Genomic DNA, 19,135 nt, shown 5'->3' with positions numbered 1-19,135 from the left:
GGTCAGCGACTCCTTCTCTGTCGAGTTCTGCCTGGTGAACTTTGGCCTCTCCAGGGGCCCGCTCAGTAGGACGGCGCCACTAGACCCGCTTCGTAAGCGAGGATCACGAGTTGTACCCGGTCACGTGCGTCGAGCTTGGCGAGCAGCCGGGTCAGATAGGTCTTGGCTGTGGCGACGCTGATGGAGAGCTGGTCGGCGATCTCGGCGTTGGACAGGCCCTTGCCGACCAGGGTGAGCACCTCACGTTCCCGGTCGGTGATGCGCTCGAGTTCCGTCCGCCATGGCGGCGTTGCTGTAGGGCGGTCGGCGAACTCCTTGATCAGTCTGCGGGTGACGCTCGGTGCGATGAGGGCGTCCCCGGCAGCCACGATACGGACTGCGGCCAGGATGTCGTCCAGGGCCATGTCCTTGACCAGGAACCCGGACGCGCTGGCGCGCAGCGCTCCGTAGACGTAGTCGTCGTCGAAGGTCGTCAGGACAACAACGCGTGCGGTGCTGATGCCCGTGGTGATCATGCGGGTGGCTTCGATGCCGTCCATACCGGGCATCCGGATGTCCATCACCACCACGTCGGGGGTGAGTTCCCCGGTCAGCCGGACCGCTTCGCTGCCGTCTCCGGCCTCGCCCACGACCTGGACGTCCGCGGTGTCGGTGATGACCATCTGCAGGGCGGCGCGGATCAGGGGCTGATCGTCGGCGAGTACTACCCGGATGGTCATCTGGTTCCAGCCTTCGCTGCGGGCTCGGCGCCTGCCGCTGTCGGCACCGGTAGCCGGGCGGCTACTCGGAAGCCGCCCCCCGGAAGCGGCCCGGCGGTGAAGCGGCCGTCCAGTAAGGCGATCCGCTCCCGCATGCCGACCAGGCCGAATCCGGTGTGCGTGTTCATCGTGTTCGTGCCGCTGCCCTTTCCTCGGTCGACGATCTCGACGACGAGTTCGTCCTCGCGGTATTCGACATTCACCTGACAGTGATCAACAGCCGCGTGTCGTACGACGTTGGTCACCGCCTCCTGGACGATGCGGAACGCCGCGAGGCCTATGTCCGCGGGGAGCGGGCGGCGTTTGCCCTGCCACCCCACCTTCACGCGGACGCCGGCGGCCGTGGTCGTCGCGGCGAGCCGTTCCAGATCCGCCAGACCGACGGTCGGCCGCAGAGGAGCCTGTGCATGCCCCGGGCCGTGGCCGGTTGGTTCCTGATTCCGGGTGGCGGGTTCCTGCTCCTGGTCGGCCTGCCGCAGTGCGCCCAGCATCCGCCGCAGTCCCGCCAGCGTCTCACGCCCTACCTGTTCCACGGTGATCATCGCCTCGCGGGCCCTGGCCGGCTGTGTCTCCACCACTCGGGCTGCGGCTCCGGCTTGCAGGGCGATGATGCCGATGCTGTGGGCGACCGTGTCGTGCATCTCGCGGGCGATGCGCAGCCGTTCGGCGGTGATCGCCTGGGCGGCGACCCGAGCGTGCAGCTCCGCGGTGTGGGCACGGGCCTGGTGCACCGAGTTGCCGATGAGCCAGGCGATGATGACCGTCAGGGCGACGAACGGTTCGGAGGCGGTGCCGGATTCCCCTCCCGTGGCCCACCGCAGGACGAGGTACCCGGCGAGCACGCCCAGCGTTCCGGCGGTCGCGGTGATCGCGGTGCGCCGGGGCCGGGTGGCCGCGACGTAGCAGAGGGCGACATCCACCCCCAGAAACTGCAGGGGCAGAACTTCGTCCTGCCGCCAGGCCACCGACGAGATGATCGTGCCGACGATCACCAGACCGTACGCCACCGCCGTCTGACGGCGCAGCAGCGCGCTGCCGGTCAGGACCACCAGGAAGGCAAGGGCGAGCAGCGCCTGAGCCGTGAGCGAGTCAAGGCCGTCCCGGGGATAGCTGAGGGAGTACTCATGCCGCGGCGGCATCAGGACGTACTCGACAATGGGCTGCACTGCTGCCACGACCCACACCAGCGCCGTCCACAGGCCCGGCGGTATGCGTTTGAGCAGCGGCAACGGCGGTGACGGTGAGGCGGGCATGCCGAGATCGTAAGCGCGTCCATGCCACAGGGCGTCGGCCTGTGGTCGTACAACCAGGGTCGACACCTGCGCCCGGCGATTGTCAGCACCGGTCCGACGACGAGCGGGGGCGTCGAACGGCACCGTGGACGCCGTGATCCAAGTCAACGAACTCACGAAGCGATACGGCGGCACAACAGCTGTCGAGAATCTGACCTTCACCGTGCGCCCCGGTCAGGTGACCGGATTCCTCGGACCGAACGGCTCCGGCAAGAGCACCACGCTCCGGGTGATCCTCGGCCTGCACAAGCCCACCAGCGGCACGGTCACCATCGAGGGCTGGCCCTTCCGCGATCGCCCTCGCGGCCTGCGGCATGTCGGCTCCCTCCTCGACGCGCACGACGTACACGGCGGGCGCAGCGCGGCGGCGCATCTGTGGGCGCTGGCGCGCAGCAACAGCATCCCCCGACGCCGGGTGGACGAGGTGCTGCGGGAGGTCGGTCTCGCCGAGGTCGCGGGGCGCCGCATCGGCGGATTCTCGCTGGGCATGAAACAACGGCTCGGCATCGCGTCCGCCCTGCTCGGCGACCCACCGGTGCTGCTCTTCGACGAGCCGCTCAACGGCCTGGACCCCGAGGGAGTGAAGTGGGTGCGTGAGCTGTTCAGGCGGCTCGCCACCGAGGGCCGTACCGTGTTCGTCTCCAGCCATCTGATGTCGGAGATGGAGCACACCGCCGACCAGCTGATCGTGATCGGCCGGGGCGAACTACTCGCGGCGGAGAGCCTCGCGGAGTTCTCAGCCCGCAGCGACCGGCGGAGCGTCACCGTGGCCACGCCCGCCGCGCCCGCTCTGAGAGACCTGCTGACGGCCGAGGGCGCGGCCGTGCACGTGGAGGGCGAGCAGCTCACCGTGACCGGTCTGACCGCGGTGCGCATCGGTGAGATCGCCCGACGTCACGGTTTGCCGCTGCACGAGCTCAGTACCCGTTCTGCCTCGCTGGAAGAGGCATTCATGGAGCTCACCGCCGACCGTGTCCAGTTCTCCGGAGGAGAGCCTCGATGACCGCGACCACCATTACGACAACGGATGTTTCCGGCGGCGAACGATCCGCCCGCGAACCCCGCGCCCGGTTCCGTGACCTGGTCGCCGCAGAGTGGATCAAACACCGTTCGCTGCGTTCGACCTGGATCGCGTACGGGGCCACCGCCCTGGCCGTCATCGGCTTCAACGCGGGCACCGCCTATGACACATACAGCCACTGGACGCTGAAGGTGTCGAAGGACCGTGCAGCCTTCGTCGGCGACGGGATGGCGCTGCAGCATGCGTTCACCTCGAACGCGGCCCTGCTCATGGCCCTCGCCCTCGGTGCCATCGGCGCCCTGGTGATCCTCGGGGAGTACAGCACGGGCACCAATCGGACGACATTTGCGGCCGTCCCGGCCCGCCGTTCGGTGATAGCGGCCAAGGCGGTCGTCGTCACGGTGGTCACGACCGTCTTCGGCGCGGTCGTCGCCGGGGTCTCGTTCGCTCTGACGCAGACCATTCTCGATCGCCGGGATGCGGGCGTTTCCATCGGCGACCCGGGAGCCTTCCGTGTCGTCCTGGCCTCCGCCCTCCTCGCGCCGGTATGCGCGCTCGCCGGCTTCGCGCTCGGCACCGTCATCCGACACACCGCCTCCACCATGATCACCTCGGTGGTGGTCATCCTCGTGCTGCCGCTGTTCCTGACCGACGGCCGCCACTGGTCGGCGGTCGCCGGGCACACCCTGCCCTACCGTGCGTGGCTCCGGCTCGTCGATGTCAACCACTCCCCAATTGCCTTCCCGTGGAGCACCGGCGGAGCCTGGACCGTCTACACAGTGTGGGCGGGCGTCGCATGTGCGATCGCCGTCACCAGCGTCCACCGGCGAGACCAGTGAGTGGTTAGAGATTGCAGAGAGCGGCTGATCAGCCTGGACTGTCGCCTCCGCTCACAAGCAGTTTCAGGCATTCTGCAGTGTCGGCGCCTCCACTACGCCAGGCCAGAGGCCAGAGATGTGGAGCTCTCCAGGCGGGTTGCCTTAGGCCTGCTGAGGGCTCGGGACTGCCGCGATCTACGCTCGCGGAGGGGATCTGGGGCTGGGCGGGCAACGCCCCCGTACCACGAAAGCGCGCTCGGTCAGCTGCTGGCGCAGCAGACGGTTTCCACCGTGGACTGGTGAAGGGCGCAGACCAGTGCGAGTGCTCGGGGTGGCCGGCCAGGATGCGGTCCATCGCTGCGCGGATGCGGTCGCGTTCGTCGGGCGCACCCATGGCCCGGGAGGCCCAGGTCGTGATGGACCTGGCCACCGACCAGTTCCTGGCCATCACCGAGACCACCAAGTAGCACCTGACGCCACCGAGCGCCGCCCACCCGTCCCGGCCGGGCGGCGCTCCGGCGTCTCCACCCCTTCGAGACGGAAGGCCCTCGTGCCCGACGTGTTCATCGACTCCTTCGGCACCCGATGGCAGGACCCGCCGCTGCCCTGCTACCGCACCGCCGTCCTCGGCATCAACCTCACCAACGAGCTGCTGAACCCGCCCCACGACCCGGCCCTCGCCGACATCGTCGCCCGCCAGACCGGACAGGACGCGGGCGTACGCGACTACGTCCTGAACACCCCGGCGCGACCCCCATCATCAACGACGCCGTGCACGAACTCACCGAGCAGCCTGCTTCTAGCCGCGGCACTGGCGGGACCCCGGTGGGCCGCCCGCCGGAGCGCCGGTCAGCGTTCGCGCGGCGACAGCTCGCCCATGAGGCTCCAGCCGTCCTGAGGCACCTCGTGGCTGACGATTTCCGGGGTGGTCTCGATGGCGTCGGCCATCGCTTCCAGGCCGGCCCGGAAATGCTCGGAGTTGACGTGCGCGTCACCGGCCTCGCGGTCGGCGAAGCCCTCGACCAGGACGAACTGACGCGGGTTGTCCACGCTGACCGACCACTCGAAGAAGAGGTTGCCCGGCTCCTGACGGGTGGCCTGCGTGAAGTCCTCCACCCGCGACAGCCAGGTGTCCTGGTACTCGGGCCGGACGGTGAACTTGACGACGATGAAGATCACGTACTGCTCCTGCGGTGGGGAGGAAATGCGGTGGACGCACAGGCTGGGTCGACCATGGTTCACAGGCAAGCCCAGGTCAACCACATTCGCCCAGGCAGACGGGGCCTCGTTGAGAAGGATGCACGCAACTCAGGCGTCCGGGGGGCAGCCGAGCGCGGGTCAGCTCCACTCGGTGTTCCGGCGGCGCCCGGTCCACCAAGATGGCTGAGCCCGTCACAGGGGCGTGCGAAACACCGTTGTCTGCCCAGCATCCGGGGCGTGCGTCCGGGGTGGTCAGGCCGCGTCGAGGTCGAGGATGTCGCCGGTGGGGGCGGTGGCCCTGACGGGCTCGCCGAAGTCGCTGAAGAACATGGTGCTGGTCTTCTTGCTTTTGATAGCGAGCTTGAGGATGTACGGCTTGCCTTCGGCCGCGACATACGCCGTGTAGGTCGATGTGTCGTCCCGCGCGGTGAGCGTCATCGCCAGCTGGCCGTTGACCGTGGTGACCTTGCCCTTCCTGGCGTGTTCGAAGGCGGTCGCCAGGTTGGCTATGAGCTGTTCCGAATCACACGCCGTAGTGAGGTCCTTGGCGGTCGCGCTGGTGGCGTCGGTCTTGGCCCAGTGGTCGGCGAGCTTGTCTTCGACGACCTTGCCGCCCAGGTCGTGGGTCTTCCACCAGCCGGCACCATACTTGACGTAGACGGTGGGACCGATCCTGATCACCTGCGTCTGCGCCTGGTCTCCCGTGCCCATCCTGCCGACGCACTCGCCACTGCGGTTGGAGGAGACGTCGTGCCGATACCGATTGTCGCCACTCCCGCTGTCCATCTTCACCCGCATCGAGGCGGGGGACTTCATCGCTTCGATGGCCTTGTTGATGATCTCGGGCCCGGACAGCTCCGTCAGGCCGGTGCTTTCGCTGCTCTGCGTCGTCGCCGTGGCGGGCTTCCCGGTGTGGTGCTTCGGCTTGTCCTCGGGGTCGCCCTCGTGGCTGCCGCAGGCTGCGAGGGTGAGGACGGCCGCCGTGCAGAGTGTCGCCAGGGGGAAGGTAGAGCGCATCAGCCTGTGTTCTTCCAGTCGTTGAAGCCATTGATCGAACAAGGCGTCGCCAGGAGCGAGGCAGCACCACGACGTCGCTGATGACATTCTCGTCGGCGATGATCGAGTCCGAGGAGGGGCAGCGTCTTTGTCCGCTCCGGGTAGCAGCCAGCATCCGTCCGCTGTCAGGCGGTCGTATTCGGCGCCGAGCCTGCGGTGTGCCCGATGCAGCAGGGCACTGGCTCGAGTCAGGGAATGCGTCTCCGTGCCGGTCTAACGGCCGCCGGGCCTGGAGGCACCGGGCCCTTGCGCGAGCATCCGCCACCGCCGGCGGGCCGCGGCCAGTCCTTCCAGCCACCGGATAGGCCTGACCCGGGCAGGGGAGCGGGCCGCGACCGCCGCTGAGAGTTGGGGCGCCCGGTACGCCTCGGTACGCCGGACCCGTACGCGCGCTCCGCTACGCGGAACGCAGAGGGAAGTTGCCGGAGCACCTGCTGGGACGGGACCGAGGCGCACGTCCTGGAGGCGACGGTGAGGGGCGAGGGTGCAGGGGAAATCAACCCACGAAGCGCGGAGGCCCCGATGGTCGAACCGGTCCCGCTCCGCCTCTCGCCGGAGCAACGCAGGCGCCTGAAGCAGCTCACCGACGCGGTCCGGCTGCGCGCGGCGCCGTACGCGTTGCCGAAGCCGCCACCGGTCCGGCGCCGCTCCCGGCAGTTCCCCGTCGGTCGGCCGAGGCCGTGACACACCGTGCGCCCGCGCCGGGGCTGGCCGAGATGAGTGCGCACGGTGGAGTCCATCGCGCATCGGGTGCGCGGACCGACGATGTCCCGCGTGGGGAGTAGAGCCCGCTCGGGTAATCGTGAAGGTGACCGAGGGCTGGGGGCACCCGGGCGGTGCGCCCCGGACGCTGTCGACAGCCGACTGGGGACGCGGGACGAGGCGAACACGCCGGGCCAGCGGCCGCGCGCCCCCAAGGCCCCGGGATCCTCATATGGCGTGACGGCCTCCACGTCGCCGGCAGCCAGCACTGTCTCCAAGACGCTGAACGGGGCCTGGTCCCTCGGCACGCTCCCGCTCACCTCGCAGCCGGGCGGCTCCGCACCAGGCCGGAGGTCGCGTGCCTCTTCATGAAGCGGCGGGCGTTGATCACCGCGGCGGTCAGACGATCCCGGCTCGCAGGGAGGGCCATGCCAGCACACAGCGGAAGTCGGCATTACCTCAGGTGTCCGTTGCCGGGTCCCATGCGCCGTCGAACAAGGCGAGTTCCAGCAGATCCGGGCTTGACTTGGGCCACCCGATCCCGGAGGAGACAAGCTGCCCGGTAGCGGCGTGGATCCAGTGCAGGTAGACCCCGTAGCGATGTGGTGTCCAGCGGCCGTCCGACCATGTCCAGGCCGCCACGTCCGACGCTGATGCCAGTCCGATCTCCTGCCCGACCCGCGTGGCGTGGGCCCGCACGACGCGCGCAACCCTTTGGTCCAAGACGAGCGTGCGAGGAGTAGCAGGAGCGTCCATCGCCAGGTCGAGGAAGTAGAGGAGCTTGGTGAAGAATGCCGGTCCCAGCCCTCTCACCGCTCCGTTCAGCACGCGATACGCCGCAACCGCGCCCTCCTCTTGGAGGGCCGCGCCGGCAAAGGCCAGCGCGTCAGCGAGGTTCGGCTGGGCCAGGATCGCCTTGAGGCGGTGCGGGCCGTAGCCGGTTCTGCCCTGCCCCCACACATACGAGGCGACGAGAGCTTCTGACCACTGCTCACTTTCCACTACCCCTCGCGCAACCGCCACTACCTCGGCGCGGCTGACTGTCGCAGCCTCGGCATGCGACCGCTCGAAGAGCTGCTCAGGCCACGGCTCGATGCCCGACCAGTGCGCAGGCACATACTCCACGGCATGAACGCCGGCGCCGGCTGAATACCGAGCCCCCGGCCCGGCCAGCCACCGGCCCATCGCGCGCACCGCGGTAGTCGGCAGCAGCCGCTCCATCAGCTCGGCGTCCAGCGCATTAGCAAGATCCTGGCGTCTCACCCCCGCCCCCTCCCAAGAGTCCTCCGCCATCCTGCACCGGCCCGGCGGCAGGACGAAGCCACTCTGTGCGTGCTCAGGTCGCCAGAACGTTCCGCAACTCCCACACGGCGCGTTCATGGTGGCGGTCGGTGGGGTCGCCGCGTACTGGCTTTGTTCACGAGAAGCGGTTCTGGCTCAGCTTCTGCGGTTCGGCCACGCCGAGTGACGGTTAGTACTCCAGCTGTAGATCGTGATCTTGCTGTTCGGGGGCCGGCCGGGGGGATCCTCAGCATCCTTAAGGGGGTAGCCCCCGGCACCGCCCTGAGGACAGCCCACCGGTACGTCAGGGGGAAAGCCGGATGGGGTGATCCCCCCTCTGCTGGTGGGATGGTTGCCGACCGCCGGCTCCGGGGGCGACACAGTCGCGAGCCACAGCCTGAGCGGTCCCTGAAAACGTGCAACCTGAACAGAGAAGGGGCTGTCATGCATGGGTTAAGAAGGCGTCGGCGAGGCATGCTCGTCCTGACCAGCCTGGCTACAGTCATCCTCGCTGCATCGACCGCACCCACGGCGGCGGCGAAGCCGTGGCCGGCCGATCCGCTCCAACGGCAGGTGGAGGCGATCCACGACACTGGGGCAGTCGGTGTGCACGCCGAGGTGACGTCACCGGACGCACGCGACAGCGCGTACGCCGGGACGGCCGCGATGAACACAAGCAGGCCGATGCCGCGGGACGGCAGGTTCCGGATTGGCAGTGCCACCAAGACCTTCACCGCCACGGTTGTGCTGCAACTCGTCGGCGAGGGGCGAATGTCCCTGGAGGACACCGTTGAGCAGTGGCTGCCGGGAGTGGTCCGGGGCAACGGCAACGACGGCGGCCAGATCACCGTGCGGCAGCTGCTGCAGCACACCAGCGGCATCGCTGATGTCGGGCCGGAGATATCCGCGTTGAACAGCGCGGACGGCTACCGGGCCGAGCGGTTCCGCACGTACACCCTCGAGGAGCTGGTGGGTCTAGCGATGCGGCACCCTCCCAAGTTCTCCCCGGGCGCTGGCTGGTCGTACTCCAACACCAACTACATTCTCACCGCCATGATCATCCACGAGGTCACCGGCCGGAGTTGGGCACGGGAGGTGAAGGACCGGATCATCCGCCCCCTGAACCTGAGAGACACCAGTACTCCCGGCGTCTTCCCGTCCATCCTGGGCCCGCACGCCCAGGGCTACGCCGCGTTCGGCACCGACACCGGCATCGACGTCACGGAGCTCAATTCGAGTATGGCCGTCGGCTCCGGCTCGATCATCAGCACCGCGCACGACCTGAACCGGTTCTACGCCGCGCTGCTCGGCGGCCGTCTGCTGGCTCCGGCGCAGCTCGACGAGATGACGACCACCATGCCCGCGCCCGAGCTGGGCGTGAGGTATGGACTCGGCCTGGCCGAGATCCCGTTGCCCTGTGGCGGCAGCTACTTCGGCCACCGGGGCGAGCTCCTCGGCTATGTCACCTGGGGCGGCGCCACCCGAGACGGGACCCGGACCGCCGTGGTGTACGTCACCCGTGACGGCGGCCAGGACACTCAGCAGGCCATGGCCACACTCGTGGGTCAGGAGCTATGCCGGACGCGTTCTTAGTACTCCGGCCTGGCGGCGATCGTACGGCGGCATGCCTGTTTACTGTCGCCGTTGTGATGGGTGCAGGCGGCGCTGGTGAGCCGGTGCCCGGCGGCGGGGCGGGCCTGGTCGGTGAGTTGGGCCGCCGCTTTCCGGGCGCCGCAGTTGAGGGGCGCCATGGCCTCGAGGGCCAGGACTCAAGAGCGCAGATGGTCGTCACAGGATTCGGCGGCGGCCCGGGCGGCGGTGGCGCACCAGGAGCGGGATTCCCGTCGACTGCCCAAGTGGTGCAGGCCGTAGTGAGCTTGTCCCACCTCGACTTGGTGTTGGAGACGGTTGAGCCGCAGGGCCCGGCTTTCGCAGGGCCCTGCAGTCTTCTGCGGCCGGTGAGGCGCGGTGTCCCCGCGGGTTCAGCAGGTTTTGTAGTCGTAGGCGGAGCTGTTGTAGGAGCAGGAGTCGAGCCAGGTGCGGTTGCTGTTGCGGAGGGTGGCTTTGTCGCTGGTGTTGTTCCACACGTACCAGGAGCGGCCCCAGTACAGGTGCCCGGCGCTGGTGGTGCCCTTTCCGGTGTGGACCTTCACCGTCTTGCCGGCGCCGATGCGGTAGGAGGGGAAGGTGTAGGTGTAGCCGGTGTTGTCGCGCAGGGTGTAGCCCTTGAGCTGGACCGCGTAGCTCTTGCTGTTCTTGATTTGCACGTACTCGGCGTTCAGCGAGGTGTTGCTGCCGGTGTCGCTGCCGGGGCTGTCGTAGTAGATCTTGTACAGGTGGATGGAGCCGGCGGCCTCGGCCTGCGCGGGTATGAGCACCAGGCCGGCGGTAGCGGCGATGGCGGCAGCGCAGGCGGCGGTACGGATACGAAGCATGGATGTCCTCGATGATGTGCCGGGTACCCCCCATGGCCCCGGCGTGCCGATCACCCTATGGAGCGGATCGCCGCGGGTCGGGCGCGTTATGGGTCTGGGACATTGAGTTCGAAAGCCCCGAACGGGGAGTGCGACTGAACTTCGAGAAGAACCGCTGACCAGGCAACTGCCCGCCGCGGGGACACGGGGCTCGGCCGCGAGACGTCAGATCAGCTGAGGTCGCGCGGCCCAGCGGTCCAAGCACCAAAGGGAGGCTGAGCGGTGCCCGGCTGTTCAGCCTCCAAACAGACGCGGGTTCATTTCGGCGCAGGCGCCGAGCCTGCCAGCGGGTGACCGCCCATCCCCTCCGCTCTCGATGCGGTCCGGGCACAGCGTCAGGGACCGGTGAGGACGTCGTGGGTGCCGATGCGACGCCAGATGACGTGCTGCATGCCCTGGACTATCTCAGGCCCGTACTGCCAGGTCGCCCGACCGTTGCCGTCCCAGGTCAGCTCGAAGACGCCGGACGCGCCGCGGACGCCCTTCACGCGGAGGCTGCGCGGAAGCGCCCCCGTCCGGCGCGCAGGTCGTCGACGAAGGCGTCGACGGCCTGGCGGAAGCGGCGGCGCTGGGCGGGGGTGAGGCGGTGGAGGTCGGCGGTGAAGCGGGGAAGGGCTTCGTAGGCGGGCACGGTGAACTCCTCCAGGAAGCACGAAGCCCCCGACCGGTGGCCGGGGGCGGTGATTGCTGTTCGTGTTGAAGGGCGTCAGTGACGTGGTGCTCAGTGGTGGCGGGTTGTCGGGGGAGTGGTGCGTTGGTGTGCGGTCGATGACAGTGGAGTCGGTTGGTGTGCGTTTTAGTGGTAGGTGGGGCGCGCGGGGTCGGGTCGCAGTAATCGCACGGCACGGTCAGCTCTCGTAGAGGGCGCGCACCACATCCCAGAACTGCTGCGGCCGGACGGCCTCGCAGCGATCGCAGCGGTACCGGTAGAACCAGGTGCGGGCCGGGTGGTCCTGCTGACCCGAGGGACGGGTGCTGCGGAACTCTGGCCGGAGCGGGCACGAGCACAGCGGGCAGAGGTCTGCGCAGATCAGTTCATTCGTCATGCGGCGGACTGTGCACACATCGGCGGCTTACCGTCTCGGGCTGACCGGGCGGCCCGCCTGGCGGGCGCTCCGGTAAAGACTTGGTGATAGCCTCCCGCCCGGCGGGAAGGACCCCGGATCGCGCTTTTTCGCAGGTCAACGCCGGGGTTCCATGGGTCGATGATCAGCATGTCGCCAGTTCGCCTGGGGAACGGGTGACGCTACCTCTTCCGTGGCGTGATGGTCGGCGACGGCCACCGCCCCCCGGGTACGCCGCTGTGCGCCGCCCAGGACGAAGCCGGTGTCCCGCCCGGTGTGTGGAAGGGTCGGGGACTGGCCGCGGTCGGCCTCACGGCCGGGGACGTGGTGACCGAGCGGCAGGCCGAACTGCTCCTGGGGGAGAGCCGGGACCCGGACGCCGACCGGATCGAGCGCGAGCTCTTGGCGCAGGGCAAGAGCCCGGTCCGCGCCCGGCGGGCGACCGTGCTTGGCAGGCCCATCGAGCACAACCAGTCGCCCAAGAGCGACAAGGCCAAGGAGCGGACGCCCTGGCTGGCCATGGCCCTGGTGTTCCGGCCCCGCCGACGACCCATATCGCGTGGGCGCTCGGGGACGACGAGCACCGCCTGGTGCTCGAGCTGTGCCAGGACATCGCCCGGGACAAGACGCTGGCGTGGCTGGAGGATGCGGTCGCGGAGAGCCGCTGGAAAGGCGGCGGCAAGCGCCGCGCCCGAGTCAAGGACGGGCTGATCGCTGCAGTCTTCCGGCACTACGAATCGCGAGCCGGAAAGCCGCTGCTGCACGACCACGCGGTGGTGTCGATCCGCGCCCGGCGGCTGGACGACAAGGGGACGTGGGGCAACCTGTCGGCGGACTCGTTGCTGGCCCACATCGTCGCGGCCGACACCCTCTACACCCTGTACTTCATGGAGGAGGTGTCCGCCCGGCTCGGCTGGGCGTGGGAGCCGCGTGAGGTGACGCCCGGCCGCCGGCCCGTCATGGACATCGCCGGGATCGACCAGCGGCTCATCGGCTGGCAGTCGACCCGCCGCCAGCAGATCGAGGACGCGCTGCCCGTCCTGACGGCCAAGTACGAGGAGAAGCAGGGTCACCCCGCCGGGGGAGCGGGCCGCCTACGCGCTGGCCTGCCAGGCCGCCGACCAGACACGCCCGCCCAAGCGCACGGAGCTGCGGTCGCTGACCGAGCTGCGCGAGCGATGGCGGGCCTCAGCAATCCGGGCGTTCGGCGCCTGCACCGTCTACCGGCTGGCGTGGCGGGCGCGGGTGGCGGCCGCAGCGGTGTGGGCGCGGGTGCGGCCGGTGGTCGACATAGCGCTGGCGGCCGTCGACGTCGTCGCCGTGGTGTACGTGATGCGCGGCGCGTTCAAGCGCCACCATCTGCTCGCCGAAGCCCGCCGCCATCTCTCCTACGTCCTGCGCGGCCGCCCCCACCAGGTGGGCCTGGACGAACAGATCGTGCAGACGGTCGTCGAGCACTACACCCGCGCGGCCGGCCGACGGATGATGACCGCCGAGCTGCGCGTCCTGTACCCGCGCGACACCGAGGACCAAGCCGTGCTGCGCCCGCTGACCCGCAAGCGGACCGCCTCTCCGTACGAACGGGCCCGCCTCGCAGCCGGGGCGCTGACCGCCCGGGTTCACGCGGTGCGCCGCGCGGACCGTCCGGGCTCTTGACGGCGTCACGTCTCGCTCTCCCGCAGGGGGACGCTTGCGGCGTATCTCGTGCACGAATCGCACCTGGTGAGTAGGTCGTGCTCGCAGTTGATCACGTGCACGAGGAATCGTTCGGCATCCTCGAGTTGTGCTCGCTGAGTCCGGATCCGGTGGAGTTGCCGCTCGATCGCGCCCGTTCTCTCGGGTTCACCTCGGTGCAGAACCTGCCGGATCTCCGGCAGGCTCATGCCGACGCCCTGGCATGCCCGCAGGACCCGCAAGCGGTGAAGGTGCTCCTCGCTGTAGTCGCGCTGGCCTGACGGTGTGCGGTCGGGCACGACGACGCCTGCATCGTCCCAGTGCCTCAGTACATGCACCGCCACTCCAAGACGGTGAGCGACCTCTCCGATCTTCATAGGGCCATTATCCCTGCTTGACCTCAGGTCGACCTGAGGTTCTAGCTTCATGGCATGAATACGAGGGAATCGCCGCTGCCGGATCCTGTCCACATCACCGTCGACGGGGCAAGCGTCGCAACATACGTACTGGCTCCCGAGCAGGGGGCTCCGCTGGGAGATGTGGTGTTCTGCCATGGCACGCCGTGGTCGTCACGGGTATGGGCGGAGGCTGCACGGTACCTAAGCAACAGGTATCGGGTGTTCTTGTGGGACATGCCCGGCTACGGCAGATCGCCGAAGGATCCGGCAGTACCGATCGATCTTGCCTCCCAGATGTCACGGTTCGCTCAGCTGCTCACGTACTGGCGCCTGAACAGGCCATACGTCGTCGCACACGACATCGGAGGAGCCGTGGCACTCGGGTCTCACCTGCTTCACGACAGTGAGTACGCGGGTCTGTTCCTCTGGGACGTCGTGACACTCGATCCGTGGGGATCGCCATTCTTCCGACTGGTCGCCGACCATGCCGACGTGTTCGCGGAACTCCCAGCCACGCTCCACACGGTCCTGGTCAAGGAGTACATCGCCGGTGCGGCACGCCACCAGTTGACAACCGGTTGGGTAGACACTCTGAGTCAGCCGTGGTTGGGGGTGTCGGGTCAGCCGGCCTTCTATCGTCAGATTGCTGCGCTCCGGCCTGAACACACTCGGCCGGTCGCGGAACGCCTGCAGCAGGTGAGCTGCGCGGTGACGATCGGCTGGGGTGAGCAGGACCCCTGGATTCCTGTCGTCCAGGCAGCTCAGTTGCAAGACCTGCTCCCCGGAAGTCCACCCGTGATCATGCTGGACGAGGTTGGGCACCTTGCCCCTGTCGAAACGCCGTCGCGTGTGTCTCGCGCTCTCGGCGACTGGCTCGCCCAATCCGTCACGTGCCACGGCAAGGGTATGGACAGGTGAGAACTCATGCCAACCGCGCCGCTGTCTACCGAGGGTCGTCGCCGTCTGATCGAACGGTGTAAGACTCGTCCGATCGCGCACGTAGCAGCCGAGATGGAGTGTCTGGCGGAGGGCAAGAGCCCGGCGCAGGCCCGGCGGGAGACCGTGCTGGGCAGGCCCATCGAGCACAACCAGTCCTCCAGGACCGACACGGCCAGGAACGGACACCCTGGCTGGGCTTGGACCTGACGTTCCGGCCCCCGCCGACGGCACACGTCGCGTGGGCGCTCGGGGATGACGAGACCCGCTTGGTGCTGGAGCTGTGCCAGGACATCGCCCGGGACAAGACCCTGGCGTGGCTGGAGGATGCGGTCGCACAGACCCGCTGGGGGAGCGGGCCGCCTACGCGCTGGCCTGCCAGGCCGCCACCGAGCCGGGATCACGCACATCGGGCCAGGCCCCGGATCGATCCACGCGACCTCCACGAGCGCCATCACCTCCCGCCGGGCCTCGTTGCTCGGCAGCTGCGCCATGACCTCGACCGCGAGCAGGGAGTCGGCCCGTGCGGGTCAGCTGGCACCGGCGAGGCGATGGTGACCGCGTGCGCGCCGAAGGCGGAGGTCCGCCGGCCAGCGCCGAAGGCCAAGGCCGCGCCACCGGCGACTGCCGGTCTGCTGGATGATCTTCAGTGGGGCTCGTCGGGGTGGCGGACGTGGAAGGCGAACCGGGAGAGTGCGGCGACGAGGTCTTCGAGAGCAACCACGTGTGCGCGTACCGCTCGCGGCAGGTGCTCGCGTTCCCAGGTGCCCATGTCCTCGGTCCGCCGGGTCCACAGCTCCTCCAGGTCGAGCGTGGTGCGGTGGATCTCCCGCAGGGCCACGCTGGTGGCGGCGACGGCCTGGCCGAAGGGCGCCACCGGACTGCCCTGGAGGTCGCCGTCGCCTGGGCCACGGTGGTGGTCCAGGACGATGCCGATCGTGGTGTCGATGTGCGTCAGCCGGACCAGGCGCTGAATCCGGGCGGGCCGACTGGCTTGGGAAGGCGCGGGCGGAGTGTCGGGGGAGGACACGAGTGTGGGATGGAGCGGCCCGGCGACCTGCTGAACGAGGGGGCTGGGCTGCCACAGGCTGGCGGTCAGCAGACCGTGGGCCTCCTGGATCACTTTGGTGGCGTGGTCGATGGCAAGCTGCCACCGGGGGCCGTGGCTGTCACGGTAGGGCTCGGACCTGATGGCACGGACGCGGTCGCCGAGCAGGACGGGGGCCCGGGTCTCGGTTTCGGCGAGCAGATCCCTCTCGTGCGCGGCCAGCTGCTGGAGGACGATCTGATGCGCCCGCTGCCCCAGGTCCGGCAGACGCGCTTCCAGCCTCAGCCAGCTGCCGGACAGGTGGGTCCAGGGCGGGAGCGGCTCGCTGAACAGGGCGGGTGTGTACTGGCCGTCGAGCCACCACAGGGCCCGGTGCAGCTCGACGTCGTCGACGCGGCATCCGGCATCTCGGGCGGCCCGCCACACGGCGAGCGCGACCAGCCTGGTCACCGGCAGCCAGGTCGACACCATCTCCGCCTGCTCGGCCGCAGTGCCGGTGCCCTCTTACTCGATCCGAGATGTAGGTGCAAGGGCCTGCTCGGCGCCCGGCCGAAAAGGGCCCTCAAGGCAGGGCCCTTTCGTGTAGTCGCTCAGTCCTCCGGGCACTGCTTGATCCCGTGCTCGCGTTGCCCGGAGCCGGCCCCGCGTGCGTCCTGCTGCGGTCGGGGTCAGTCGCGTTTGAGGCGGCGCAGGAGACGGGCTCGTTCTGCCGTCATGGGCTTGCGGGTTGGCTGTTGTTCCGGGTGGGCGTAGGGCTGGGTGGGTGTGTCCTTGTCGTGGGCGCGCTGGGTTTGTTCGATCATGGCGCTGCCGCGGATGACCTCGGGATCCGATGGGGGTTGGGGCCAGGCGGTGATGAGGTATTCCTCGGCCGGCTCTTCGCCGACTCCGTCGGGGTTGAGGGAGCGGCCGCGGGCGTGGACCCGGATGCGGTACCAGCCCGGCCCCTGGGGATTGAGCACCGGGAGGGTGTCGGGGACGATCTCGTAGCCGGAGGTCATGCGCAGGTCTCCTTCGACCGACCGGACGCTGATCTCCACGATCTCCTCCCACGAGGTCTCCTCGATGGGGGGCGCGGTGTCGGCGACTTCGGCTCGGATCCTGACCGGGCCGGTGTGGATGCCGGTGCGCACCCATGCTCCCCAGTCCATGGGGGCTGCCAGGCCGGCCGACCAGTGGGCGGTGTCCGCGGGGACGTCGGCGGCGTCCGTGATGCCGAAGATCCTGTCGCTGACGGACATGGCAGACGATGACGGTGTGGTCACAAGTTCGAGCCTATCGGGGTCGGGCCGCGGATGCGGGCACTGTGGGCGAACCTGCAGCGCCCGCATCCGCAGGCGTCAGTTGCCGATCAGGATTCGGTAGGGGTCGCCTTCCAGCATGCGTTCGGCGCGGTAGAAGGCGCTGTTCTTGCCGCCTTGGTAGTCCTGGTCCGCCTCGCTGATCATGCAGGCGCTGGCTCCCTTGGGCCCGGTACGTGACGGGACGCCGGGGATGGAGCATCCGGAGAAGCTGCGGCGCTGCCCGCCGGAGGCCAGGCCTTCCTTTGACATCTGTGATCCCATCACAAGCGCATCTCGAGAAAACGGCTGCTCGCGAGACGTAAAGAGGAAGCTGGCCAGCCAAAAGCCGTGACGCTGTGACGCTTGCGGCGCGTCGACTTGACCGGTGGAGATGGAAGGAAGAAATCCCATTCAAGTTCAACGGTCAATAGATGAATTGGCAACTCCCAGTTCAACGTTTCCCACCGGCAGACGTTCACCTCCTGGCATGCCGAGTACGGCATCCCGGTCCTGGTGGTCCGCGGCTTCGCCTCCCAGTCCTACGCCGAAGCCGTACGCCGCCGCACCGCCCGGCATGGCCTACCGCCTTGCTCTGGTGTGGCGACTTCGATGCGAGCGGGGCGGAGACCGAACGGGACTGGGCCCGGCGCACGGAGGACTGCTGGGGCGAGGTCCGCCGGGTCCTCCTGTCGATGTCGGGACTTCCTTCACACACTGGAGCGGGAGGGAGGCCTCGGAACAGCAAAACCCCGGGAGGAAGTTCGGCGCCTAGTGCTCTGACCGATAGGTACGCGATCATGTGTGCATGGATACGGGGGGACCTACTCGTGGCCGCCGCATACCGGGCGCCTCTCGGCGGCGTCGGGTCAGTTCCGCTCTTCTCACGGTGGCGGCGGTGCTGGCCGTGCTCGCCGCGCTGGCCGTAGTTGTCGTGGTGCTGCCGGGGTTGGTGGTCGAGCGCGATCTCGGCGGGGCCAGGATCTCGGCCGCTGAACGGCTCGGGGCTGTGAACAACGTGCGCACAACGCTCGTGCAGGCGATCGGTGGCGCTGTTGTCCTCTTCGGCGCGTACGCCACCTGGCGACAGTTGAGGGTCAACCAGGAGGGGCTCAACGCCACCCGGGAGGGACACATCACCGACCGCTTCAGCCGGGCGGTCGACCAGCTCGGCAGCGAGAAGACGGATGTACGGATCGGTGGCCTCTACGCGCTGTGGCGGATCGCGGACCATTCGGGGCACGACCGGGAGGCGGTCATCTCGATCAAGGCCGCGTTTCTCCGGACTCACCTGCCATGGCCTCCGCAAGGGCAGGACTCCCCGGTGGCGGAAGCCTCTATCAACTCCGTGCCCCCACTCGAGACCCGTGCCCCGGATGCCCAGGTGGCGCTCACCAGCCTTGGGGTCCTGTGCCAGGAACGCAAGCCCGACTGGCTCAACGTCAGCTACACCGACCTGCGCCGGGCCGACTGCGACGGACTGTGGCTGCACCACATCAACTTCGACGGCGCCTGCCTGGAAGCCGCGAGTATCTACCAGGTCAACCTGACCAAGGCATCACTGATCGCGGCCAATATGCGGCACGTAGAGCTCGGGACATCGATTCTCCACCAGAGCCGCTGCATCGAAGCCGACCTGCGCGGCGCTCGCATGGTCAGGGCCGACCTCAGTGACGCTGACTTCTCCGACGCCGACCTGCGGGAAGCAAACCTGCGCAAGGCGCGGGGCCATGGCACCAAATTCACCGGCGCGGATCTGAGACTGGCTGACCTCCGGGGAACCGACCTCACTGGTGCCGACCTCACGCGGGCGAAGTTGGAAGGTGCACTGGCGAGCGACGTCACCATCTGGCCGACGGACTTCGACGTTCAGGCGGCTGGCGTCGTCATGCTCGAGGATCCCGGCGCCGAGCCGAGCATTGTGCTGCAAGCGGCCGCGATCGCGAGGAACGTCCCGCCCCTGCGTTCGGCTTAGTGCTCCAATCGATGGGTCCGTCAGGCCTCTGTGCTGAGGGTTCGTCTGCCCAGGCGGATGCCTTTCTCGCTGCGGAAGCGGACGCGTTCCGTTGGTGTGCGGCCAGGACGTCAGGGTGGCGAGCACGGTGCCGGGCTAGGCGGTGAGCGGCGAGCGCC

Annotated in this window: 22 protein-coding genes and 2 pseudogenes; 10 read left to right on the top strand and 14 right to left on the bottom strand. The window is 68.7% G+C overall.

The window, feature by feature from the left end; all coding sequences use genetic code 11:
* Positions 1-62: 62 nt before the first annotated feature.
* Both AC4BDD_RS00490 and AC4BDD_RS00485 read right to left on the bottom strand, forming a co-directional pair.
* The gene (locus tag AC4BDD_RS00490) at positions 63-719 is read right to left on the bottom strand and encodes a response regulator (protein ID WP_490688933.1); all 657 of its coding nucleotides are present in this window, start codon (positions 717-719) and stop codon (positions 63-65) included.
* Positions 716-2,011 (bottom strand): sensor histidine kinase, encoded by a 1,296-nt coding sequence (locus AC4BDD_RS00485; RefSeq protein WP_490688932.1) that lies wholly within the window; start codon positions 2,009-2,011, stop codon positions 716-718. Before AC4BDD_RS00485 ends, AC4BDD_RS00490 begins: the two co-directional genes overlap by 4 nt.
* Positions 2,012-2,144: 133 nt before the next feature.
* On the opposite strand from AC4BDD_RS00485, the gene AC4BDD_RS00480 reads away from it, so the two are divergent.
* The 4 genes from AC4BDD_RS00480 to AC4BDD_RS00465 all read left to right on the top strand — a co-directional run bounded on the left by AC4BDD_RS00480 (position 2,145) and on the right by AC4BDD_RS00465 (position 4,787).
* A complete protein-coding gene (locus AC4BDD_RS00480) occupies positions 2,145-3,053 on the top strand; it encodes an ABC transporter ATP-binding protein (RefSeq protein WP_490688931.1) in 909 nt (302 codons plus the stop codon).
* On the top strand, positions 3,050-3,910 hold the full coding sequence (locus AC4BDD_RS00475) for an ABC transporter permease (protein ID WP_490688930.1): 861 nt from the start codon (positions 3,050-3,052) through the stop codon (positions 3,908-3,910). The genes AC4BDD_RS00480 and AC4BDD_RS00475 overlap by 4 nt, the downstream gene beginning before the upstream one ends.
* A 323-nt stretch (positions 3,911-4,233) precedes the next feature.
* Complete coding sequence (locus AC4BDD_RS00470) at positions 4,234-4,356, top strand: hypothetical protein (protein ID WP_490688929.1); 123 nt, start codon at positions 4,234-4,236, stop codon at positions 4,354-4,356.
* A gap of 83 nt (positions 4,357-4,439) precedes the next feature.
* Entirely contained in the window at positions 4,440-4,787 is a 348-nt protein-coding gene (locus tag AC4BDD_RS00465; RefSeq protein WP_490688928.1) for a hypothetical protein, read from the top strand.
* On the opposite strand, the gene AC4BDD_RS00460 is transcribed toward AC4BDD_RS00465, so the two are convergent.
* From AC4BDD_RS00460 to AC4BDD_RS00450, 3 genes are all read right to left on the bottom strand, one after another.
* On the bottom strand, positions 4,739-5,068 hold the full coding sequence (locus tag AC4BDD_RS00460; RefSeq protein WP_490688927.1) for a putative quinol monooxygenase: 330 nt from the start codon (positions 5,066-5,068) through the stop codon (positions 4,739-4,741). The genes AC4BDD_RS00465 and AC4BDD_RS00460 overlap by 49 nt on opposite strands.
* Before the next feature lie 273 nt (positions 5,069-5,341).
* Entirely contained in the window at positions 5,342-6,106 is a 765-nt protein-coding gene (locus tag AC4BDD_RS00455) for a hypothetical protein (protein WP_490688926.1), read from the bottom strand.
* Between the two features lie 1,200 nt (positions 6,107-7,306).
* The gene (locus tag AC4BDD_RS00450) at positions 7,307-8,110 is read right to left on the bottom strand and encodes an 8-oxoguanine DNA glycosylase OGG fold protein (protein WP_490688925.1); all 804 of its coding nucleotides are present in this window, start codon (positions 8,108-8,110) and stop codon (positions 7,307-7,309) included.
* 462 nt (positions 8,111-8,572) lie between these two features.
* On the opposite strand from AC4BDD_RS00450, the gene AC4BDD_RS00445 reads away from it, so the two are divergent.
* Positions 8,573-9,721: a serine hydrolase domain-containing protein gene (locus AC4BDD_RS00445; protein WP_490688924.1), complete on the top strand. Its 1,149-nt coding sequence runs from the start codon at positions 8,573-8,575 to the stop codon at positions 9,719-9,721.
* Here the strand turns inward: AC4BDD_RS00445 and AC4BDD_RS00440 are convergent.
* The 5 genes from AC4BDD_RS00440 to AC4BDD_RS00420 all read right to left on the bottom strand — a co-directional run bounded on the left by AC4BDD_RS00440 (position 9,718) and on the right by AC4BDD_RS00420 (position 11,648).
* Positions 9,718-9,879: a hypothetical protein gene (locus tag AC4BDD_RS00440; RefSeq protein WP_490688923.1), complete on the bottom strand. Its 162-nt coding sequence runs from the start codon at positions 9,877-9,879 to the stop codon at positions 9,718-9,720. The genes AC4BDD_RS00445 and AC4BDD_RS00440 overlap by 4 nt on opposite strands.
* Before the next feature lie 231 nt (positions 9,880-10,110).
* A complete protein-coding gene (locus AC4BDD_RS00435) occupies positions 10,111-10,563 on the bottom strand; it encodes a lamin tail domain-containing protein (RefSeq protein ID WP_490688922.1) in 453 nt (150 codons plus the stop codon).
* 374 nt (positions 10,564-10,937) lie between these two features.
* Positions 10,938-11,090: a hypothetical protein gene (locus AC4BDD_RS00430; RefSeq protein ID WP_490688921.1), complete on the bottom strand. Its 153-nt coding sequence runs from the start codon at positions 11,088-11,090 to the stop codon at positions 10,938-10,940.
* Positions 11,087-11,233, bottom strand: coding sequence for a hypothetical protein (locus AC4BDD_RS00425; RefSeq protein WP_490688920.1), 147 nt, complete (start codon positions 11,231-11,233; stop codon positions 11,087-11,089). The genes AC4BDD_RS00430 and AC4BDD_RS00425 overlap by 4 nt, the downstream gene beginning before the upstream one ends.
* 217 nt (positions 11,234-11,450) lie before the next feature.
* Positions 11,451-11,648: a hypothetical protein gene (locus tag AC4BDD_RS00420; protein WP_490688919.1), complete on the bottom strand. Its 198-nt coding sequence runs from the start codon at positions 11,646-11,648 to the stop codon at positions 11,451-11,453.
* An 83-nt stretch (positions 11,649-11,731) separates the two neighbouring features.
* On the opposite strand from AC4BDD_RS00420, the pseudogene mobF reads away from it, so the two are divergent.
* Positions 11,732-12,676 (top strand): annotated as a pseudogene (mobF, locus tag AC4BDD_RS00415) (MobF family relaxase); the annotation flags it as partial.
* A 235-nt stretch (positions 12,677-12,911) separates the two neighbouring features.
* Complete coding sequence (locus AC4BDD_RS00410; RefSeq protein WP_490688918.1) at positions 12,912-13,322, top strand: hypothetical protein; 411 nt, start codon at positions 12,912-12,914, stop codon at positions 13,320-13,322.
* Between the two features lie 5 nt (positions 13,323-13,327).
* On the opposite strand, the gene AC4BDD_RS00405 is transcribed toward AC4BDD_RS00410, so the two are convergent.
* Positions 13,328-13,717: a helix-turn-helix domain-containing protein gene (locus AC4BDD_RS00405; protein ID WP_490688917.1), complete on the bottom strand. Its 390-nt coding sequence runs from the start codon at positions 13,715-13,717 to the stop codon at positions 13,328-13,330.
* A 54-nt stretch (positions 13,718-13,771) separates the two neighbouring features.
* Here AC4BDD_RS00405 and AC4BDD_RS00400 point away from each other — a divergent pair, with 54 nt between their 5' ends.
* Together AC4BDD_RS00400 and AC4BDD_RS00395 are read left to right on the top strand one after the other, a co-directional pair.
* Entirely contained in the window at positions 13,772-14,656 is an 885-nt protein-coding gene (locus AC4BDD_RS00400; RefSeq protein WP_490688916.1) for an alpha/beta fold hydrolase, read from the top strand.
* A gap of 98 nt (positions 14,657-14,754) precedes the next feature.
* Positions 14,755-14,967 (top strand): annotated as a pseudogene (locus AC4BDD_RS00395) (MobF family relaxase); the annotation flags it as partial.
* 353 nt (positions 14,968-15,320) lie between these two features.
* Here the strand turns inward: AC4BDD_RS00395 and AC4BDD_RS00390 are convergent.
* The 3 genes from AC4BDD_RS00390 to AC4BDD_RS00380 form a co-directional block, all read right to left on the bottom strand.
* The gene (locus tag AC4BDD_RS00390; RefSeq protein WP_490688915.1) at positions 15,321-16,193 is read right to left on the bottom strand and encodes a hypothetical protein; all 873 of its coding nucleotides are present in this window, start codon (positions 16,191-16,193) and stop codon (positions 15,321-15,323) included.
* A 197-nt stretch (positions 16,194-16,390) separates the two neighbouring features.
* Positions 16,391-16,987 (bottom strand): hypothetical protein, encoded by a 597-nt coding sequence (locus tag AC4BDD_RS00385; protein WP_490688914.1) that lies wholly within the window; start codon positions 16,985-16,987, stop codon positions 16,391-16,393.
* A gap of 75 nt (positions 16,988-17,062) precedes the next feature.
* The gene (locus tag AC4BDD_RS00380) at positions 17,063-17,275 is read right to left on the bottom strand and encodes a hypothetical protein (RefSeq protein ID WP_490688913.1); all 213 of its coding nucleotides are present in this window, start codon (positions 17,273-17,275) and stop codon (positions 17,063-17,065) included.
* A 625-nt stretch (positions 17,276-17,900) separates the two neighbouring features.
* On the opposite strand from AC4BDD_RS00380, the gene AC4BDD_RS00375 reads away from it, so the two are divergent.
* Complete coding sequence (locus AC4BDD_RS00375; protein ID WP_490688912.1) at positions 17,901-18,977, top strand: pentapeptide repeat-containing protein; 1,077 nt, start codon at positions 17,901-17,903, stop codon at positions 18,975-18,977.
* Positions 18,978-19,135: the final 158 nt, after the last annotated feature.

It is taken from the genome of Streptomyces sp. JLBT605, from assembly GCF_058215555.1.
The sequence above is the reverse complement of the archived record's forward strand: the minus strand, read 5'-3'. Positions and strand labels throughout refer to the sequence as shown.

Excerpts from the sequence above, each read along its gene's own strand:
- AC4BDD_RS00490 (WP_490688933.1), bottom strand. The coding sequence starts at position 719 with ATGACCATCCGGGTAGTACTCGCCGACGATCAGCCCCTGATCCGCGCC.
- AC4BDD_RS00485 (WP_490688932.1), bottom strand. The coding sequence starts at position 2,011 with ATGCCCGCCTCACCGTCACCGCCGTTGCCGCTGCTCAAACGCATACCG.
- AC4BDD_RS00475 (WP_490688930.1), top strand. The coding sequence starts at position 3,050 with ATGACCGCGACCACCATTACGACAACGGATGTTTCCGGCGGCGAACGA.
- AC4BDD_RS00470 (WP_490688929.1), top strand. The coding sequence starts at position 4,234 with ATGCGGTCCATCGCTGCGCGGATGCGGTCGCGTTCGTCGGGCGCACCC.
- AC4BDD_RS00455 (WP_490688926.1), bottom strand. The coding sequence starts at position 6,106 with ATGCGCTCTACCTTCCCCCTGGCGACACTCTGCACGGCGGCCGTCCTC.
- AC4BDD_RS00445 (WP_490688924.1), top strand. The coding sequence starts at position 8,573 with ATGCATGGGTTAAGAAGGCGTCGGCGAGGCATGCTCGTCCTGACCAGC.
- AC4BDD_RS00440 (WP_490688923.1), bottom strand. The coding sequence starts at position 9,879 with ATGGCGCCCCTCAACTGCGGCGCCCGGAAAGCGGCGGCCCAACTCACC.
- AC4BDD_RS00435 (WP_490688922.1), bottom strand. The coding sequence starts at position 10,563 with ATGCTTCGTATCCGTACCGCCGCCTGCGCTGCCGCCATCGCCGCTACC.
- AC4BDD_RS00420 (WP_490688919.1), bottom strand. The coding sequence starts at position 11,648 with ATGACGAATGAACTGATCTGCGCAGACCTCTGCCCGCTGTGCTCGTGC.
- AC4BDD_RS00405 (WP_490688917.1), bottom strand. The coding sequence starts at position 13,717 with ATGAAGATCGGAGAGGTCGCTCACCGTCTTGGAGTGGCGGTGCATGTA.
- AC4BDD_RS00400 (WP_490688916.1), top strand. The coding sequence starts at position 13,772 with ATGAATACGAGGGAATCGCCGCTGCCGGATCCTGTCCACATCACCGTC.
- AC4BDD_RS00390 (WP_490688915.1), bottom strand. The coding sequence starts at position 16,193 with ATGGTGTCGACCTGGCTGCCGGTGACCAGGCTGGTCGCGCTCGCCGTG.
- AC4BDD_RS00380 (WP_490688913.1), bottom strand. The coding sequence starts at position 17,275 with ATGTCAAAGGAAGGCCTGGCCTCCGGCGGGCAGCGCCGCAGCTTCTCC.